Origin of the sequence: Streptomyces sp. WZ-12 (assembly GCF_028898845.1) — a bacterium.
Lineage (GTDB): Bacteria > Actinomycetota > Actinomycetes > Streptomycetales > Streptomycetaceae > Streptomyces.
This window is the reverse complement of sequence record NZ_CP118574.1, coordinates 2,174,041-2,195,687: the sequence shown is the minus strand read 5'-3', so window position 1 is coordinate 2,195,687 and position 21,647 is coordinate 2,174,041. Positions and strand designations below refer to the sequence as shown.

Sequence of the window (21,647 nt, the reverse complement as noted above, 5' to 3'; positions counted from 1 at the left end):
AGTGCGATGTCGCGGACCGCGCGGCGCTGGGCGAGGTGCTGGCGACGGTACCGGCCGAGCACCCGCTCACCGCCGTGATCCACGCGGCCGGCGTGCTGGACGACGGCATCGTCGAGTCGCTGACCCCGGAACGGATCCGCACCGTGCTGCGCCCGAAGGTCGACGCCGCCTGGCACCTGCACGAGCTGACCCGCGAACTCGGCCTGGAAATCGACGCGTTCGTCCTGTTCTCGTCGGCCGCCGGCGTGCTCGGCGCCTCCGGGCAGGGCAACTACGCGGCGGCCAACGCCAGCCTGGACGCGCTCGCCGCGCACCGGCACGCCCAGGGACTGCCCGCGACCTCCCTCGCCTGGGGACTGTGGGAACAGTCCGACGGCATGACCGCACAACTCGCCCAGGCGGCAACGGCCCGCAAGTCCCGGGCCGCCATCCGCGCCCTGTCCGCACAGGACGGGCTCGACCTGTTCGACGCCGCCCTCACCCGGCCCGCACCGCTCCAGGTGCCCGTCCGGTTCGACTTCGCGGGCCTGCGGCAGCGGGCCGCGGCGCCCGCCGGACTGCCGCCGATGCTGCGCGGGCTGGTCAGCACACCGGTCCGACGCACCGCACGGACCGGCGGGGACCGCACACCGGAGCTGCGGCGCCGCCTGGCCGGCCGCAGCAAGGCCGAGCAGCAGCGCATCGTCCTGGACCTGGTCCGCTCCCATGTGGCCACCCTGCTCGGACACGGCTCGGCGGACGCGGTCAGCTCCGGCCGGCTCTTCAGCGAGCTCGGCTTCGACTCGCTGACCGCCATCGAGCTGCGCAACCAACTCGGCGCGGCCACCGGCGGGTTGCGGCTGCCCGCCACGTTGATCTTCGACTATCCGACGCCGGCCGCGCTCGCCGCGTACCTGCGCGGCGAGATCCTCGGCGACACCGCGGACGACGTCGCCGAGCCGGTGGCGGCGACCGCGAACCGCACGGCGGGCGACGCGCCCGAACCGATCGCGATCGTGGCCATGGCCTGCCGCTACCCCGGCGGTGTCACCAGCCCCGAACAGCTCTGGGACCTGGTCGCCAGCGACGGCGACGCCATCTCCACCTTCCCCACCGACCGTGACTGGGACCTGGCCAGGCTCTTCGGCACCGGCCCCGACGACCCCGGCCGCAGCAACACCCGTGAGGGCGGGTTCGTCTACGACGCCGCCGAGTTCGACGCCGCGTTCTTCGGTGTCTCGCCGCGCGAGGCCACCGCGATGGACCCGCAGCAGCGCCTGCTGCTCCAGACCTCCTGGGAGGCCCTGGAACGCGCCGGGATCGACCCGGCGTCCCTGCGCGGCAGCCGCACCGGCGTGTTCGCCGGCCTGATGTACCACGACTACGCGTCCCGGCTGAAGGCCGTCCCCGACGACGTCGGCGGCTACGTCGGCACCGGCAACTCCGGCAGCATCGTCTCCGGCCGCATCGCCTACACCTTCGGCTTCGAGGGCCCGGCGGTCACGGTGGACACCGCCTGCTCGTCGTCGCTGGTCGCGCTGCACCTGGCGGCCCAGGCACTGCGCGGCGGCGAGTGCTCGCTGGCCCTGGCCGGCGGCGTCACCGTGCTGGCCAGCCCGGAGGTGTTCGTCGAGTTCTCGCGGCAGAACGGGCTGGCGCCCGACGGCCGGTGCAAGGCGTTCGCCGACACCGCGGACGGCACGGGGTGGGGCGAGGGCGTCGGCGTCCTGCTGCTGGAGCGGCTCTCCGACGCACAGCGCAACGGACACCAGGTGCTCGCCGTGCTACGGGGCTCGGCGGTCAACCAGGACGGTGCCTCGAACGGCCTGACCGCTCCGAACGGCCCGTCCCAACAGCGCGTGATCCGCCAGGCGTTGGCGAACGCCCACCTGTCGACCACCGACGTGGACGCGGTGGAGGCGCACGGCACCGGAACCCGACTGGGCGACCCGATCGAGGCCCAGGCACTGCTCGCAACCTACGGGCAGGAGCGGGACGCCGAACGTCCCCTGCTGCTGGGCTCCATCAAGTCCAACATCGGCCACACCCAGGCCGCCGCCGGCGTCGCCGGAGTGATCAAGATGGTGCAGGCCATGCGGCACGCCACACTGCCGAAGACCCTGCACGTCAACGAGGCGTCCTCGCACGTGGATTGGACGGCCGGAGCGGTCGAACTCCTCACCGAGGCCCGCCCGTGGCCCACGACCGGCCGGCCCCGCCGCGCCGGCGTCTCCTCCTTCGGCATCAGCGGCACCAACGCCCACGTCGTCCTGGAGGAACCGCCGACGGGCGACCGTACCGCCCCGGACGCACCGCCCGCCGACCAACCAGGCGCGAACGCGGCGGACGCCCCCACCCCCCGAACCACTCTGCCCTGGCTGCTGTCCGCCGCCTCCGAGACCGCACTCCGGTCCCAGGCACAACGCCTCCACGACCACCTCACCCACCACCCCGAGTCGTCGCCCGCGGACATCGGCCACTCCCTGGCCACCACCCGCGCCGCACTCGACCACCGGGCCGCGGCGATCGGCGCCGACCGGGACGAGCTCCTGCGCGCCGTCGAGGCGCTCGCCGCCGGTCGGCCCTCGCCCGCTCTCGTGCACGGCACGGCGGTCGGTGATAGGGGCAGGCTAGGGGTGTTGTTCTCCGGCCAGGGCTCGCAGTATTCAGACATGGGCCGCGAACTGTGGGAACACTTCCCGGCGTTCGCGGAGGCGTTCGACGCGGTCTGCGACCGCCTGGACCAGAGCCTGCCGGGCTCGCTGCGCCAGGTGGTGTGGGGCCAGGACGAGGACGAGCTGAACCAGACCGTCCACGCCCAGGCCGGGCTGTTCGCGGTCGAGGTGGCACTGTTCCGCCTGCTGGAGTCGTTCGGGATCGCCCCGGACGTGCTCATCGGCCACTCCGTGGGCGAGCTGGCGGCAGCCCACGTGGCCGGAGTGCTCTCGCTGACGGACGCCTGCGCACTGGTCGCCGCCCGCGGCCGGCTGATGCAGGCCCTGCCCCAGGGCGGCGCGATGCTCGCCGTCCAGGCACGCGAAGAAGAGATCACACCACTGCTGGGAGAGTCGGTGACACTGGCGGCCGTCAACGGACCCGAAGCGGTCGTGGTCTCCGGCGACACCGACGCCGTCGAGACCGTACGGGACTGGGCCCGGGCACACGGCCGGAAGACCAACCGACTGCGCGTCTCGCACGCCTTCCACTCCCCGCACATGGACGGCATGCTGGACGAATTCGCCGCCGTGGCAACGGCGTTGACGTACCGGGAGCCGAGCATCCCGGTCATCTCCACCCGCACCGGCCGGGCCGCCGCCCCCGAGGAACTGTGCTCGCCCACGTACTGGGTGCGCCAGGTCCGCGAGACCGTTCGGTTCGCCGACGCGGTCCGCACCGCCGCCGCACACGGCGTCACCCAGTTCGTCGAGGCCGGCCCCGACGCGGTCCTCGCGGCTCAGGCCGGCACCGCACTGGCCGACCACGCCGCACCGACCACCGTCGTGGCCGCCCAACGCGCCGGACGCCCCGGCGACCGGACCCTCGTCACCGCCCTGGCGTCCCTGCACACCGCCGGCACCCCCATCAACTGGGGCCCCCTGTACGCCCCCTACCGACCCCGCCGGGCGGAACTGCCCACCTACGCCTTCCAACGCCGCCGCTACTGGCTGGAGGCCGCCATCGCACCCCGGCCGGAGAGCACGGCCCTGGCGCCCGACGCGGTCGAGTCCCGCTTCTGGGAAGCCGTCGAGAACGAGAACCTGGAGGACCTCGCCCGCACCCTGCGGGTCGACGACGACCAGGCACTCCGCCCCCTCCTCGACACCCTCGCCCCCTGGCGCCGCACCCAACGCACCCGATCGACCGTCGACCGCTGGCGCTACCGCACCCGCTGGGCACCACTCACCGACACCCCGCAGGACGCCCCCGCACCCGCCCTGGACGGCGGCTGGCTCCTGGTGACCTCGGAGGGTGCCCAACAACGCGCACTGGCCGCGGAGTTGACCGCCGCCCTGACCCGCAACGGCGCCACCGTCACGACCCTCAACCTGGACCGTGCCCTCGACCCGGCAGGCACCGACGTCGCGCTCCTCGCCGACCGACTGCGGGCCGCCACAGTCACCGACGGACCGGCCGGGCGCACAGCGGCACCCCTGCGCGGCGTGCTGTCCCTGCTCGCCCTGGACGACGCACCCCACCCCGCCCACCCCCACCTGCCCAACGGCACCGCACTGACCGCCGCCCTCGTCCGCGCCCTCGACCGGGCCGACAGCACCACACCCCTGTGGTGCCTGACCCGCGGCGCGGTGGCGGTCACCGACGACGGCCAGGCACCCGAGGCGGTCACCCACCCCGAACAGGCCATGATCTGGGGCCTGGGCCGCGTCGTCGCCCTCGAACACCCCGGACTCTGGGGCGGCCTCATCGACCTCCCGCACACCCTCGACGCGCACACCGAAGCGGGCCTGACCCGGCTCCTCACCGGCGACACCGGCGAGGACCAACTCGCCCTGCGCCCACACGGCACCTACGCCCGCCGACTCCACCGCGCGCCCCAGGCACCCGATCCGTCCGTCGAGCCCTGGCGGCCCCACGGCACCGTGCTGATCACCGGCGGGCTCGGCGCACTGGGCGCACACGTCGCCCGCTGGGCAGCCGCCAACGGCGCCGAACACCTGGTGCTCACCAGCCGCCGCGGCGAGGCCAGCCCCGGCGCCGCCGAACTCCGCGCCGAACTGGCCGACTTGGGCGCCAAGGTCACCCTCGCCGCCTGCGACACCGCCGACCGGGAGGCCGTCCGCACCCTGCTCGACGCCCTCCCGACCGAGCACCCGCTCACCGCGGTGGTGCACGCGGCCGGCATCAGCCAGACCACCGCCCTGGCCGCCACCGACCCGGCCGCATTCGCCGACGTCGTCGCGGGCAAGGCGGCCGGCGCCCGCCATCTGCACGAACTGCTCGGTGACCAGCGCTTGGACGCCTTCGTGCTCTTCTCCTCCGTCGCCGGCACCTGGGGCAGCGGCGGCCAGAGCGCCTACGCCGCCGCCAACGCCTACCTCGACGCCCTGGCCGAACAGCGCCGGGCCCGGGGACTGGCCGCCACCGCCGTGGCCTGGGGCCCCTGGGCAGACGGCGGCATGGTCGCCGACCCCGCCGCCGAGGCGTCACTGCGCAAGCGCGGACTGGTCACCCTCGCCTCCGAGCCGGCCGTGCAGGCCCTCGCCCAGGCAGTCGCCGAGGGCGCGGCCGTGACCACCGTCGCCGATGTCGACTGGCAGGTGTTCGCCCCGCTGTTCACCCTGGCCCGCCCCGCTCCGCTCCTCGCCGAGCTGCTCGCCCAGGAAACCAACCCGGACACCACCACGACGTCCACCGGCACACCCGCCACCGGACACCCGGACGGCGCCGACGCCGAACCGTCCCCCGCCGCCGCACTCCGCCAACGCCTCACCGGCGCCCCGGACGGCGAACGGGAACACCTCGTCCTGGACCTCGTCCGCACCGAGACCGCCGCCGTCCTGGGCCACTCCGCCGCCGACGAGATCGACGTCCGACGCGGCTTCCTGGACATGGGCATGGACTCCCTCGGCTCACTCCAACTCCGCAACCGGCTGGGCGAACTCACCGACGTCGCACTGACCGCGACGGTCACCTTCGACCACCCCACGCCGACCAGCCTGGCCCACCACCTGTGCGCCGAACTCACCGACGGCACCGCCGCGGTGGACCAACTCCTCGCCGACCTGGACCGACTGGAGTCCGGCCTGGCCGATCTACCCGACGACGAACTGGCACGGACCCGCATCAACCTGCGGCTCCAGGGCCTGATGGCGAAGTGGAAGCAACCTGAAGCACCCGCGGACGGCGCGGACGCGCACCGCGACTTGGCATCGGCCACCGCCGATGAGCTGTTCGACCTCATCCACGAGGAATTCGGAAAGTCTTGACCAGGCCGGACCCGGGTGGTCGGCAGCTTGAACATGGGGGTATCGCTGTGGCGCGTGAGCAGAAGCTTCTGGACCACCTCAAGTGGGTGACGGCCGAGCTCCGACAGGCAAAGAACCGCCTGGCGGAACTGGAGACCACCGAGGGGGAGACCCGGGAGGACATCGCCATCGTCGCGATGAGCTGCCGGTACCCCGGCGGCGTCAACAACCCCGACGACCTGTGGCGACTGGTACGGGACGGCCGGGACGCGATGTCGGCGTTCCCGGTCGACCGAGGCTGGCAAACCCCGGACGGCGCGGCCGAGGACGGCCCCGCATCCGCCACCGGTTTCGCCACCGACCAGGGCGGATTCCTGCACGACGCCGGCGACTTCGACCCCGCGTTCTTCGGGATCTCCCCCCGCGAGGCGCTGGCCATGGACCCCCAGCAGCGCCTCCTCCTGGAGACCTCCTGGGAGGTCCTGGAGGCCGCCGGCATCGACCCAGGCACCCTCCACGGCAGCCGCACCGGCGTGTTCGTCGGCTCCAACACCCGCGACTACGTCGGCACCCTCAACCGCTCCGACCACGACCTCGGCGGCCTGGTCGCCACCGGCATCTCGGCCAGCGTCTTCTCCGGCCGCATCGCCTACACCCTCGGCTTCGAAGGCCCCGCCCTGACCGTCGACACCGCCTGCTCGTCGTCGCTGGTCTCCCTCCATCTGGCCGCCCAGTCACTCCAGAAGCGCGAGTGCGCCCTTGCCCTCGCCGGCGGTGTGACCGTGATGTCCACCCCCATCGGCTTCGCCGAGTTCACCCGCCAGAACGGCCTGGCCGCGGACGGCCGCGTCAAGGCGTTCGCCGAGGCCGCCGACGGCACCGCCTGGGGCGAGGGCGTCGGCATGCTCCTCCTGGAACGCCTCTCCGACGCCCGCCGCAACGGCCACCAGATCCTGGCCGTCCTCCGCGGCTCCGCCGTCAACCAGGACGGCGCCAGCACCGGCCTCACGGCCCCCAACGGCCTCGCCCAGCAACGCGTCATCCTCCAGGCACTCTCCGACGCCCGCCTGACCGCGGCGGACGTGGACGTGGTGGAGGCCCACGGCACGGGCACGAAACTGGGCGACCCCATCGAGGCCCAGGCGCTGCTTGCGACCTATGGCCAGGACCGGGACGCGGACCGACCGCTGCTGCTCGGCTCCATCAAGTCCAACGTGGGCCACACGCAGGCGGCCGCGGGTGTGGCCGGCGTGATCAAGATGGTGCAGGCGATGCGCCATGGAGTGTTGCCGAAGACCCTGCATGTGGACTCCCCGTCCTCGCACGTGAATTGGTCGGCCGGCGCGGTGGAACTGCTGACGGAGAACCGCCCGTGGCCGGATGCGACAACGGAGTCCGAAGCGGGACGGGTGCGCCGGGCTGGCATCTCCTCCTTCGGCATGAGCGGCACCAACGCCCATGTGATCTTGGAGCAGGCGCCGGCGGTGCCGGTGGAGTCTGTGGAGGTCGATCCTGGCCGGTCGGGTGTGGGTGTGGGTCCGGTGGCGTGGGTGGTGTCGGGGAAGTCCGAGGCGGGGCTTCGGGCGCAGGCGTCGCGGTTGCGCGACTTCGTCGCGGAGCGCCCGGAGTTGGCCCCTGCTGACGTGGCCTTCTCGTTGGCGTCGTCCCGGGCGTTGTTCGACCACCGGGCAGTGGTGGTCGGCGCCGATCGGGATGAGCTGCTGGCGGGTGTGGGGTCGGTGGCGGCCGGCGAGCCCGCCGCGGGCGTGGTGGCGGGGGCCGGTTTGGTTGCTGGTTCGGGTGCGGTGTTGGTGTTCCCGGGTCAGGGTTCGCAGTGGGTTGGTATGGCGGCTGGTCTGTTGGATTCGTCGGAGGTGTTTGCGTCTCGTTGGGCTGAGTGTGAGCGGGCGTTGGTGCCGTTCGTTGACTGGTCGTTGACGGAGGTGGCGCGGTCTGCCGATCCGGCGGTGTTGGAGCGGGTTGATGTGGTTCAGCCGTTGTTGTGGGCGGTGATGGTGTGTTTGGCGGAGGTGTGGCGGGCTGCTGGTGTGGAGCCGGCTGCGGTGGTGGGTCACAGTCAGGGTGAGATTGCGGCTGCAGTCGTTGCCGGTGCGCTCACCGTGGAAGACGGCGCCCGCGTCGTTGCCCTCCGTTCGCAGGCGATCACCGCTCTGTCGGGTGCTGGTGGCATGTTGTCCGTGCCCCTCCCCGCTGCCGAGGTGGAAACGGTCCTGGCTGGCTATGAGGGGTTGGGTGTTGCGGCGGTCAACGGGCCGTCGGTGACGGTGGTTTCGGGTGATGCGGCTGCTTTGGATGCGGTGCAGGTGGCCTGGGAGGCGGAGGGTGTCCGCGTGCGTCGCGTCCCGGTGGATTACGCCTCGCACTCTCCGCATGTGGAGGCGCTCCGGGAGCGCATCCTGGCGGACCTTGCGCCGATCGTTCCGGCTTCGTCGTCCGTCGGCTTCTTTTCGACGTTGACCGGTGAGCTGTTGGATACTGCCGGCCTTGACGCCGGTTACTGGTACCGCAACCTCCGTCAGACCGTTCGTTTCGAGGATGCGGTCCGGGCTGCGGTCGGTGCTGGTCACACGGTTTTCATTGAAGCCTCCGCCCATCCTGTTCTGACCGTTGGTGTTGAGCAGACCCTCGACGCGGTGAACGTGGCTGGTGCGTCGTTTGGCACCCTGCGTCGCGATCACGGTGACGTTGCGCAGCTCCTGTCGGCGTTCGGGCAGGCCCATGTGCACGGGCTGCCCGTTGCTTGGGAGAAGGGTCTTGCCTCGTACAACCCCAGGCGTGTGGATCTGCCGACGTATGCCTTCCAGCGGGAGCGGTATTGGCCGAAGTCGTCGGTGCGGGTGTCTGGTGACGCGCGGGGGTTGGGGTTGGGTGTTGCTGGTCATCCGTTGTTGGGTGCGGCGGTGGCGTTGGCGGATTCGGATCGGGTGGTGTTGACGGGTCGGTTGTCGTTGTCGTCGCATCCGTGGTTGGCGGATCACGTGGTGTTGGGTTCGGTGGTGTTGCCGGGGACGGCGTTTGTTGAGTTGGCGGTGCGTGCTGGTGATCAGGTGGGTTGCGATGTGGTCGAAGAACTCACGCTTGAGGCGCCGTTGGTGCTTCCGGAGACCGGTGGCGTTGCGGTCCAGGTCAGTGTTGAGGGTGAGGATGAGTCCGGTCGTCGTGTGGTGAGTGTGTTTTCGCGGCTGGATGAGGATGTTGAGGGTGTGTGGGTGCGGCATGCGTCGGGTGTGCTGTCGCGGGCTGGTGTTGAGTCGGTGGATGTTGGTGGGTTTGGGGTGTGGCCGCCGGTGGGTGGGGTGTCGGTGGATGTGGTGGGTGCGTATGAGGGTCTTGCGGGTGCGGGGTATGGGTATGGGCCGGTGTTTCGGGGGTTGGGTGGGGTGTGGCGTGAGGGTGATGTGGTGTGGGCTGAGGTGGGGTTGCCTGAGCGTGTAGAGGGTGTTGAGGGGTTTGGGGTGCATCCGGCGTTGTTGGATGCGGCGTTGCATGCGGTGGGTGTGGGTGGGTTGTTGGGGGTTGGGTCTGGTTCTGTTCCGCGGTTGCCGTTTGTGTGGTCGGGTGTGCGGGTGCATGCGGTGGGTGCGGTGCGGGTGCGGGTGCGGTTGGAGCGGTTGAGTGGTGATGCGGTGTCGGTGTGTGTGGTGGATGAGTCGGGTGCGTTGGTGGTGACGGCGGAGTCGTTGGCGTTTCGTGAGGTGGCCGCGGATCGGTTGGCGGTTGGTGGCTCCGGGGCGTTGTTTGAGGTGGAGTGGCAGTCGCAGTCGCGTTCCGGTGCCACTTGTGGGGATTGGGTTGGCCTGGGTGGGCTGGCTGGTCCTGGTGGTGCCTTTGCCGATCTGCCGTCCCTGCTGGGTGGGTTGGATGATGGCGTGGCCGTTCCGCAGGTTGTTGCCGTTGAAAGCCCTGATGTTGTTGGGGTGTTGGGGTTGGTGCAGGGGTGGCTTGCGGAGGAGCGGTTGGCGCAGTCGCGGTTGGTGCTGGTCACGCGCGGTGCTGTTGGGGTTCGTTCGGAGGACACGGTTGAGGGGTTGGCGCAGGCTGGTGTGTGGGGGTTGGTGCGTTCTGCGCAGTCGGAGCACCCGGGCCGGTTCGCGCTCCTGGACGTCGAAGGTGACGAGGAAATCGGCTCTGCTGTCGCGGAGTTGAGCGGCGATGAACCTCAGGTGGCGGTGCGTGGCGGTGAGGTGTTCGTGCCGCGTCTGCGGCGTGTGGCCGGGGCTGAGGGGGAGAGCCAGGCTTGGGGTCCTGAGGGCACGGTGTTGATCACTGGTGGTACGGGGACGTTGGGTGGTTTGGTGGCTCGGCATTTGGTCTCTCGTCGTGGGGTGCGTCATCTGCTGTTGCTCAGCCGGAGCGGTATGGATGCCCCGGGTGCTGGGGAGTTGGTGGCGGAGTTGGAGGGGTTGGGGGCCCGGGTGCGGGTGGTTGCTTGCGATGCTGCCGATCGTGAGGCGTTGGCGGGGGTGTTGGCCGAGGTGCCGGAGGGGCAGCCGCTTCGGGGGGTTGTGCACGCTGCGGGTGTTTTGGATGACGGTGTGGTGGAGTCGTTGACGGCCGAGCGGTTGGAGGCGGTGTGGCGGCCGAAGGTGGTTGCGGCGTGGAATGTGCATGAGTTGACGCGTGGTGCTGGTCTTTCGGCGTTTGTGTTGTTCTCTTCTGCTGCTGGGGTGTTGGGGGCCTCGGGGCAGGGGAATTACGCGGCGGCGAATGCGTTTGTGGATGCGTTGGCGCAGTATCGGCGGGTGCGGGGTCTGCCGGCGGTGTCGATGGCGTGGGGGTTGTGGGAGCAGGCCAGTGGCATGACCGGCCACCTGGATGAGGGAGATCGTTCGCGGGCGGCTCGGTCGGGCATGGAGGTGTTGTCCACCGAGGACGGCTTGGCGTTGTTCGATGCGGCGATGGCGGCCGATTCCGCTGTTGCGGTGCCAATTGCCTTGGATCTGGGGAGGGTTCGGGCTCGTGCGGCGCGCGATGGGGTTCCGGCTCTGTTGCGCGGGCTGGTGCGGGTCACCACTCGGCGTACCGTCCAGTTGGCCCGTGCGCAGGCCGGCGAGCTCGCCGGGCGGCTGGCCGGCCTTGGTGAGCAGGAGCAGCTCCGGCTGGTGATCGGGCTCGTATCCGGACACGTCGCCGACGTGCTGGGGCACGCCTCCGCGGAGGCCATCGATCCCGGACGGGCCTTCACCGATATGGGCTTCGACTCGTTGACGGCCGTGGAACTGCGCAACCGGCTCGGTGCGTCGACCGGGCTACGGCTGCCGGCGACCCTGGTCTTCGACTACCCGAACGCCACCGCGCTGGCGAAGTACGTGGTGAGCGAGGCCACCGGCCGTGATCAGGCGCAGGTCCCAACGGCCGTGCGGGCGGCGACTGTTGATGAGCCGATTGCGATTGTTGGTATGGCGTGTCGGTATCCGGGTGGTGTGGTGGATGTTGAGGGTTTGTGGGGGTTGGTGGTTTCGGGTGGTGATGCGGTGTCGGGGTTGCCGGGGGATCGTGGGTGGGATGTTGAGGGGCTTGCTGCGTTGGCGTCGGTTGCGGGTGGGGGTTTGTGGGAGGGGGGTTTTCTTTATGGTGCGGGTGAGTTTGATGCGGGGTTCTTTGGTATTTCGCCGCGTGAGGCGGTGGCGATGGATCCTCAGCAGCGGTTGTTGTTGGAGGCGTCGTGGGAGGCGATTGAGCATGCGGGTATTGATGTGTCGGTGTTGCGGGGGAGTCGGACGGGTGTTTTTAGTGGGTTGATGTATCACGATTATGCGTCGGGGTTGCGGGTGGTTCCGGAGGGTGCTGAGGGGTATATCGGGACGGGGAATTCGGGGAGTGTGGTGTCGGGGCGGGTGGCGTATGCGTTGGGGTTTGAGGGTCCTGCGGTGACGGTGGATACGGCGTGTTCGTCGTCGTTGGTGGCGATGCATTTGGCTGGGCAGTCGTTGCGTGGTGGTGAGTGTTCGTTGGCGTTGGCTGGTGGGGTGACGGTGATGGCGCGGCCGTCGTTGTTGGTGGAGATGTCGCGGCAGGGTGGTTTGGCGTCGGATGGTCGGTGTAAGGCGTTTGCGGATGCGGCGGATGGTGCGGGGTTTTCTGAGGGTGTGGGTGTGGTGGTGTTGGAGCGGTTGTCGGATGCGCGTCGGAATGGGCATCGGGTGTTGGCGGTGGTGCGTGGTTCGGCGGTGAATCAGGATGGTGCGTCGAATGGTTTGACGGCGCCGAATGGTCCGTCGCAGCAGCGGGTGATTCGGCAGGCGTTGGCGAATGCGCGGTTGTCGTCGGGTGATGTGGATGTGGTGGAGGCGCATGGTACGGGTACGAGGTTGGGTGATCCGATTGAGGCGCAGGCGTTGCTTGCGACGTATGGTCAGGGGCGGGATGTGGGGCGTCCGTTGTTGTTGGGTTCGGTGAAGTCGAATATTGGTCATACGCAGGCGGCTGCGGGTGTGGCTGGTGTGATCAAGATGGTTGAGGCGATGCGGCGTGGGGTGTTGCCGGGGACGTTGCATGTGGATGCTCCGTCTTCGCATGTGGATTGGTCGGTTGGTGCGGTGGAGTTGGTGACGGAGACTCGTGCGTGGCCGGAGTCTGGGCGGGTGCGTCGTGCGGGTGTGTCGTCGTTTGGGATTAGTGGCACGAATGCGCATGTGATTTTGGAGCAGGTGCCGGAGGTTGAGGAGGAGCTGTCTGGGCGGTCGGATGTGGGTCCGGTGGCGTGGGTGTTGTCGGGCAAGTCCGAGGCGGGGTTGCGGGCGCAGGCTGAGCGGTTGGCTGTGTTTCTCCGTGACCGTCCTGAACTGTCGCCGGTGGATGTGGCGTTCTCGTTGGTGTCGTCGCGGATGGTGTTGGAGCACCGGGCGGTGGTGGTCGGCGCCGGCCGGGACGAGCTGCTTGCCGGTGTGGACTCGGTCGCTGCCGGCGTACCAACTGCTCGTGCCGTCACCGGTACCGCGACCACTGCTGGTTCGGGTGCGGTGTTGGTGTTCCCGGGTCAGGGTTCGCAGTGGGTGGGTATGGCTGCTGGACTCCTGGACTCGTCGGAGGCGTTCGCGTCTCGTTGGGCTGAGTGTGAGCGGGCGTTGGCGCCGTTCGTGGACTGGTCGTTGACGGAGGTGGCGCGTTCGACCGATCCGGCTGTGTTGGAGCGGGTCGATGTGGTTCAGCCGTTGTTGTGGGCCGTAATGGTGTGTCTGGCGGCGACGTGGAAGGCGGCTGGTGTCGAACCCGCTGCGGTGATCGGTCACAGTCAGGGTGAGATCGCGGCCGCGGTTGTTGCCGGTGCGTTGTCGGTGGAAGACGGCGCCCGGGTCGTCGCCCTGCGCTCGCAGGCCATCACCACCCTGTCCGTTGCCGGCGGCATGTTGTCCGTCCCCCTTTCCGCCGCCGAGGTGGAAGCGGTCCTGACCGGCTACGAAGGTCTGGGTATCGCGGCGGTCAACGGGCCGTCGGTGACGGTCGTTTCGGGCGACGCCGCTGCCCTGGACGCTATCCAGGCGGCCTGGGAGGCGGAGGGCGTCCGCGTCCGTCGCGTCCCGGTGGACTACGCCTCGCACTCCCCACACGTGGAGGCGCTCCGGGACCGCATCCTGGCCGACCTCGCCCCGATCAGGCCGGAGACGACCTCTGTCGGCTTCTTCTCCACGCTGACCGGCGAGGCGACCGATACCGCACACCTCGATGCCGACTACTGGTACCGCAACCTCCGTCAGACCGTCCGCTTCGAGGACGCCGTCCGGGCCGCGGTCGCCGCCGGTCACACCGTGTTCGTTGAAGCGTCCGCTCATCCCGTGCTGACCGTTGGTGTGGAGCAGACCCTCGATGCGGCCGATGCCACCGGAGCCGCCTTCGGTACGCTCCGCCGTGACCACGGTGACCAGGCCCAACTCCTCACCGCGCTCGGCCAGGCACACCTTCACGGCCTGCCCGTCGCCTGGGAGAAGATCCTCGCCCCGTATCGCCCCCGGCGCGTCGATCTGCCCACCTACGCCTTCCAACGCCAGCGCTACTGGTTGACGGAGCCGGCCGCCGACGCGAGTCGGGTCGTTGATCCCGCGGAAGTTGACTTCTGGCGTGCGGTCGAGAAGGAGGACGTGGGCGCGCTGGCCGACACGCTCATGGTCGAGGGCGATGAGCATGCGGCGCAGTTGTCGGCCGTCGTGCCGGTGTTGTCTTCCTGGTGGCGCGGGCGGCGGGAGCGTTCCGCCGTGGACGGCTGGCGCTACCGGGCGACGTGGCAGCCGGCGTCCACGGCCAACGGTGCGCGGCTCGGCGGCCGTTGGCTCGTGGTGACCGCCGAGGGCGAGGAGGAGGGCGGGCTCGCGGCCGCGTGCCGCCGGGAACTGGCCGAACACGGCGCCGATGTGATCATGATCGACATCGCACCGGACGTCAGCACCCCCGAGCGCGCCAGCCTGGCCGCACGACTGGCGGAGCTCGCCGCGGAGGACGGGTTCAACGGCATCCTCTCGACCCTGGCGTTGGACGAGCCAACCACCCACTCCCACACCGACACTGACCCCTACACCCCCACCACCCCTCACTCCCTCCTCCGCACCACTCTCCTCCTCCAGGCGTTGGGCGATGCGGGCATTGAGGCGCCGTTGTGGGGCGTGACGAGCGGAGCGGTTTCCGTGGGGCGGGCCGATCGGTTGCGGGCGCCGGAGCAGGCCATGGTGTGGGGGCTCGGGCGGGTGGCCGCCCTGGAGCACCCCGACCGTTGGGGCGGACTGATCGATCTGCCTGAGGCGTTGGACGAGCGGGTGGGCGCCCGACTGGTCGCCGTGCTCGCCGGAGCGGACGGGCTGCGCGGTGAGGACCAGGTGGCCGTGCGGTCCTCCGGGGTGTTCCTCCGCCGACTGGTCCGGGCCCCGCGGAACCGGCAGCCCCTTCGGCAGCAGCCGGGCCGGGAGCAGCAGCAACGAGAGCAGGGCGATGGGCTGCAGCCGACGCAGGCCGCGCAGCGCCCATGGCAGCCCTCCGGCACCGTGTTGATCACCGGCGGCACCGGCGCGCTCGGAGCGCACCTGGCGCGTTGGGTGGTGCGGGCCGGTGCCGAGCGGGCGTTGTTGCTCAGCCGGCGGGGCGAGGCCGCACCCGGGGCGGCGGCGCTACGTGAAGAGCTGGGCGAGCGGGTGGAGTTCGCGGCGTGCGACGTGGCGGACCGCGAGGCGTTGGCGGCCGTGTTGGCCGCGGTGCCGGGGAGCCGGCCGCTCAGCGGGGTGCTGCATGCGGCCGCGGTGCTCGACGACCGCGTGGTCGACGGGCTGACCCCGGAGCTGTTCGACGGCGTGTTGGGGCCCAAGGCGACCGCGGCCAGGCATCTGCACGAGCTCACCCGGGACCTCGACCTCTCCGCCTTCGTGCTGTTCTCGTCGCTGAGCGGCACGCTCGGCAACGCGGGCCAGGCCAACTACGCGGCCGGCAACGCCTACTTGGACGCGTTGGCCGAGCAGCGCCGCGCCGACGGGCTGCCGGCCCTGTCGGTGGGCTGGGGTGCCTGGGCCGGGTCGCTGGCCACCGACACCGCCGTGCGCGAAGACCGGATGCGCCGGGCCGGGATGGGTTTCCTCACCCCGGAGGCGGGCATCGCCGCCCTTCAGGACGCGCTCGGGCAGCCGGAGGGCACGGTGGCCGTCGCCGATGTGGCGTGGGAGAAGTTCGCCCCGTCGTTCGCGGCCATGCGGCGCAGTCCGTTGTTGGAGGGGATCGAGGAGGCCCAGCGGGCGATGGCGGCCGCCGCGGCGGAGGCCGGCGGGCCCGAACTGGCGCGCCGGCTGGCCGAGGTGCCGGCCGACGAGCGGCCGCGGGTGGTGCTCGACCTGGTGCGGGCGCACGCCGCCGCCGTGCTCGGGCACGGTTCGGTCGGTGACGTCGAGCCGAACCGGGCCTTTCGCGAGCTCGGTTTCGATTCGCTCACCGCCGTCGAACTGCGCAACCGACTCTCGGCCGCCACCGGGATCGCGCTGCCGGCCACGGTGGTCTTCGACTACCCCAACGCCACCGGCATCGCCGAGCACTTGCTGGCCAGTGTGGCGGGACCGCGGCCAGGCACCGACGGCAGCCCCGTCGACGGCGGCCTCACTCGCGGCAACCTCACTCACGGAAACCCCATCGGCGACGACCCCATCGTGGTGGTCTCGATGGGGTGCCGGTTCCCCGACGGGGTGCGTACGCCGGAGGAGTTGTGGCGGATGCTGGCCGAGGGGCGGGACGGCGTCGGCACGTTCCCCGAGGACCGGGGGTGGCAGCTCGACGCGCTGTTCGACGCCGATCCGGACAGTCACGGGAAGAGCTATGCGCGGCACGGCGCGTTCCTCGACGACCCCGGGGCGTTCGACGCCGCGTTCTTCGGGATCTCGCCGCGGGAGGCGCTGGCGATGGACCCGCAGCAGCGCATCCTGCTGGAGATCTGCTGGGAGGCGATCGAACGCGCGGGCATCGACCCGGGTTCGCTGCGCGGCACCCAGACCGGAGTGTTCGCCGGCACCAACGGACAGGACTACACCGCCCTGTTGGCCCATGCGCCCGCCGAGTTGGAGGGCTACACCCTCACCGGCAACGCGGCCAGCGTCGTCTCCGGGCGGATCGCCTACACCCTGGGGCTGGAGGGCCCCGCGGTCAGCGTCGACACCGCCTGTTCGGCGTCGCTGGCGGCGGTGCACCTCGCCGCCCAGTCGCTGCGCTCCGGTGAGTGCTCGTTGGCCCTGGCCGGAGGGGTGACGGTGATGTCCACCCCGAGCGTCTTCGTGCAGTTCTCCCGGCAGCGGGGGCTGGCCGTCGACGGGCGCTGCAAGTCGTTCGCGGGCGCCGCGGACGGCACCGGTTGGGGCGAGGGCGCCGGCGTGGTGGTGCTGGAACGGCTCTCCGACGCCCGGCGGAACGGGCACCCGGTGCTGGCCGTGCTGCGCGGCTCGGCGATCAACCAGGACGGTGCGTCGAACGGCCTGACCGCGCCGAACGGCCCGGCGCAACAACGGGTGATCCGCCAGGCGTTGGCCAACGCGCACCTGTCCGGCGAGCAGGTCGACGCGGTGGAGGCGCACGGCACCGGCACCAAGTTGGGCGACCCCATCGAGGCCCAGGGCATCATCGCCACGTACGGCCAGGGACGGCCGGCGGACCGGCCGTTGTGGCTGGGGTCGATCAAGTCCAACATCGGGCACACCCAGGCGGCGGCGGGCATCGCCGGGCTGATGAAGATGGTGCTGGCGATGTCCAGCGGGACCCTGCCGGCCACCCTGCACGTCGACCGGCCCACCCCGCACGTGGACTGGGAGGCCGGCGCGGTCCGGCTCCTCACCCAGGCCCGTGCCTGGCCGGAGGTCGACCGGCCGCGCCGCGCCGCGGTGTCCTCCTTCGGGGTCAGCGGCACCAATGTGCACGTCATCCTGGAACAGGCACCGGAGGAGACGTCGCATCAGGCAGCGGCGCCGAAGCGGCCTGTCACAGCCACGGAGGCGACCCCAGGCAGCACCCTCACCCCCACCCTCTTCCCCTGGCCCCTCTCCGCCCGCACCGAGGCGGCGTTGCGCAGCCAGGCCGAACGGCTGCGCGCGCACCTGTTGGAGCGCCCCGAGGTGTCGCCGGCGGCCGTTGGGCATGCGCTGGCCACCACCCGGGGGGTGTTCGAGCACCGCGCCGTCGTCCTCGGCGGGGACCGCGACGAACTGCTCGCGGCGGTGGCTGCGCTGGCCGACGGCCGATCCGACCCCGCAGCCGTGCAAGGGGTCGCCGGTGCCGATAGGGGACGGCTAGGGGTGTTGTTCTCCGGTCAGGGCTCGCAGTATTCAGGCATGGGCCGTGCGCTGTGGGAGCGGTTCCCGGTGTACGCCGAGGCGTTCGACGCGGTGTGTGCCCGGATGGACCGGTTGCTTGACCGGCCTGTGCAGGATGTCCTCTGGGGCGCCGACGACGGTGACCTCAACCAGACGGTCTACGCGCAGGCCGGACTGTTCGCCGTCGAGGTGGCGCTGTACCGACTGATCGAGTCGTTCGGGATCCGTCCCGACGTGCTGATCGGCCACTCGATCGGCGAGATCGCGGCCGCCCACGTCTCCGGAGTGCTGTCCCTCGACGACGCGTGCGTGCTGGTCGCGGCGCGCGGCCGACTGATGCAGGCTTTGCCGGAGGGGGGTGCGATGCTCGCGGTGCAGGTCACCGAGGACGAGATCGCCCCGTTGCTGGACGAGCACGACGGCCGGGTCGCGCTGGCCGCCGTCAACGGCCCCCACGCGGTGGTGGTTTCCGGCGACACCGACGCCGTCGAGGCGGTGCGGGAGTGGGCTCAGGAACAGGGGCACAAGACCAACCGGCTACGGGTGTCGCACGCCTTCCACTCGCACCGGATGGAGCCGATGCTCGACGAGTTCGCGGAGCTCATCGCCGGCCTGGACTACCGGCCGCCGCGCATCCCCGTCGTCTCCACCCTCACCGGCCGGGCCGCCACCGCCGACGAGTTGTGCAGCCCGCGGTACTGGGCGGACCAGGTCCGCGGCACCGTGCGGTTCGCCGACGCGGTGCGGACCGCCGCCACCGACGGCGCCACCACCTTCCTGGAGGTCGGCCCGGACTCCGTGCTGGCGGCGCTCGCCGGCACCGCGTTCCTCGACGACGAGCGCGAGCCGGTCGCCGTGGCCGCCCAGCGCGCCGACCGCGAGCCCGAGCGCACCCTGCTCGGCGCCGTCGGCCGGCTGCACACCATGGGCGTCGCCGTCGACTGGTCACCTGTCTTCGACCACCAACGCCCGGCCGGGACGCTGGAGTTGCCCACCTACGCGTTCCAGCGCGAGCGGTTCTGGGTGAAGCCCGGGCCGTCCCGCACCGGGGACCTCACGGCCGCCGGGCTCGGCGCGGCCGGGCATCCGCTCCTGGGCGCCGCGGTCACCCTCGCCGACTCCGAACAGACCGTGCTGAATGGCCGGCTGTCCGTGCGGACCCACCCCTGGCTCGCCGACCACGCGGTCCAGGACGCGGTGCTGCTGCCGGCGACCGCCTTCCTCGAACTGGCCCTGTACGCGGCCGAACAGGCCGATTGCCGGACCGTCGAGGAACTCAGCCTGGAAGCACCCCTGGTGCTGCCCGCGGACGAGGCGGTGCAGATCCAGGTGACCGTGGGCGCGCCGGACGCGTCCGGGCGCCGCGCGCTGAGCGTGCACTCCCGGCTCGCCGACGACCCGTGGACCCGGCACGCCAGCGGTTCGGTGCTCCCGGAGATCCCGTCGGAGGCAGCCGCCGTGGACGCCGACGCCCTGGCCCAGTGGCCGCCGGCCGGCGCCACCGCGCTCTCCGTCGCCGACTTCCGCGCCGAACTCGCCGGACTGGGCTTCGACTTCGGGCCCGCGTTCCAAGGGCTCCAGGCGGTCTGGCGGCGCGACGGCGAGGTGTTCGCCGAGGTGCGCCTGCCGGACGAGGTGATGGCGGACGCCGGCGCGTACGGACTGCACCCGGCGCTGCTCGACGCCGGACTCCAGACCGCCGGCATGAGCGGCCTGTTCGCCGACGAGGCGGGCGCGCGACTGCCGTTCTCCTGGGCGGGCGTCACCCTGCACGCGGTCGGCGCCGACAGCCTGCGGGTGCGGCTGTCGCCGGTGGGCAACGACACCCTGTCGGTGCTGGCGACGGACGCCACCGGTGCCCCGGTCCTCGCGGCCGGTTCGGTGACCCTGCGGGCGCTCGCCGCGCCGGGGTCCCGGGCCGCCAAGGGCGGTGAGCCGCTCGCCGTCGACTGGATCCGCATCGACGCGGACGCGACCCCGGACGCGGCGCGCTGGGTCACCCTCGGCACGGTCGCCGGGCTGAGCAGCGGCCGGACCGGACACCGTCCGCTCCCGTCGTACCCGGACGCCGCCGCGCTGGCCGAGGCGATCGGCGCCGGCACCCAGGCACCCCGCCTCGCCGTCGCCGAACTCACCGACGACACCGGCCCGGACGCCGACCTGGCCGCCGCCGCACACCGCACCGCGGCCCGGGCGCTCGCCCTGGTCCGGTCCTGGTTGGCCGACGAGCGGCTCGCCGACACCACGCTGGCGCTCGTCACCAGGGGAGCGGTCGGCGTGCTGGCCGATGACGCGGTGCCGGGCATCGCGGCCGCGCCGGTATGGGGCCTGGTGCGCTCGGCCCAGTCCGAGCACCCCGGCCGGTTCCTGCTGATCGACGCCGACGGCACCGAGATCGGCAACGGTGCCCTGCCGCGGGCCCTCGCGGCCGGCGAACCCCAGTCCGCGGTGCGCGGCGGCGACGTCCATGTGCCCCGGCTCGTCCGCGTCCCGGCCGGCCCCGCCGACACCACCCTTCCCGCCGACGACACCGGAGCGGCCGGGCAGGCCGGCACCGACCCGGAACACGGGCCGTGGGACACCGCCGGCACCACCCTGATCACCGGCGCCACCGGCATGCTGGGCGGGCTCCTCGCCCGCCACCTCGTCGCCCAACACGGCGTCCGCCAGTTGCTGTTGCTCAGCCGCGGCGGCCCGGACGCGGAGGGCGCCGACGCCCTCCTCGCCGACCTCCGCGCCCTCGGTGCGCAGCCCACGCTGCTGGCCTGCGACGTGGCCGACCGCGCCGCCCTGGCCCGAGCCCTGGACACCCTCCCGGCCGAGGCGCCGCTCACCGCCGTCGTGCACACCGCCGGCGTGGTCGACGACGGCGTCCTCGACGCGCTGACCGACGAGCAACTGACCGCCGTCCTCCGCCCCAAGGTCGACGCCGTGGTCCACCTGCACGAGCTCACCCAGCACCTGAAGCTGTCGGTGTTCGCCGTCTGCTCCGCGGCCGCCGGTCTGTTCGGCGGGCCGGGGCAGGCCAACTACGCGGCCGCCAACACCTTCCTGGACGCCTTCGCACAGGCCCGCCGGGCCCAGGGCCTCGCCGGCACCTCGCTGGCCTGGGGCATGTGGGCCGCCACCGGCGGCATGACCGGCCGGCTCGGCGAACGCGACCTGTCGCGGGCCGCCCGCTCCGGATTCACCCCGATCACCGCCGAGCACGGCATGGCCCTCTTCGACGCCGCGCTGGGGCAGGACCGCGCGGTCACCGCCCCGCTGCGGCTCGACCTCCCGGCCCTGCGCGCCCGCGCCACCACCGGCGGCGTGCACCCGCTGCTGCGCGGACTCGTCCGCCCGGCGGCCCGGCGGGCGACCCCGTCCACCGCAGCCGCCACCGACCCCGCGGCGCAGCGCGCCGAACTGGCCGCGCTGCCCGACGCCGAACGCGCCCGGACGCTCCGGGAGTTGGTCCGGGCCCGGGTCGCCGAGGTCCTCGGCCACGCGTCCCCGCTCGCGGTGGACCCGGACCGGGGCTTCCTCGACCTCGGATTCGACTCCCTCGCCGCCGTCGAACTACGCAACCGGCTCAACGCGGCGACCGGCGTCCGACTCTCGACCACCGCGGTCTTCGACTACCCGTCGGTCACCGTGCTCTCCCAGCACCTGGGCGAGCTGATCGCACCTGCCGACGGCGGCACCCGCACACCGGTCGGCGAGGAGATCGCCAAGCTGGAAGCGGCCCTGGCCGCAACCGACTTGGCGCGGGTGGAGGCGGCCGACATCACCGGCCGACTGCGCCGACTCCTGACCACATGGCAGGAGCGGGAACGGAGCGCCGCCGGCGACTCCGCGGACCGCGCCGCCACCGATCTCGACGACGCCAGCGCGGAGGAGATCTTCAGCCTTCTCGACGACGAGCTCGGCGCGCCCTGAACCGTCGGTGCCAGCAGTCCACAGCTTCTAGGGGGAGTGA

2 protein-coding genes (1 of these 2 running past the window's edge) are annotated in these 21,647 nt (G+C 71.8%); both read left to right on the top strand.

All coding sequences use genetic code 11. The features are described from left to right. Positions 1-5,924: the end of a type I polyketide synthase gene (locus PV796_RS09260; RefSeq protein WP_446750680.1), read on the top strand. Its footprint begins 8,872 nt before the window's first position; the window shows 5,924 of its 14,796 coding nt (coding positions 8,873-14,796); its start codon lies off the left edge, out of view; it ends in the stop codon at positions 5,922-5,924. After that, positions 5,921-21,607 (top strand): type I polyketide synthase, encoded by a 15,687-nt coding sequence (locus PV796_RS09255; RefSeq protein ID WP_446750579.1) that lies wholly within the window; start codon positions 5,921-5,923, stop codon positions 21,605-21,607. The genes PV796_RS09260 and PV796_RS09255 overlap by 4 nt, the downstream gene beginning before the upstream one ends. The last annotated feature ends 40 nt before the right edge of the window (positions 21,608-21,647 follow it).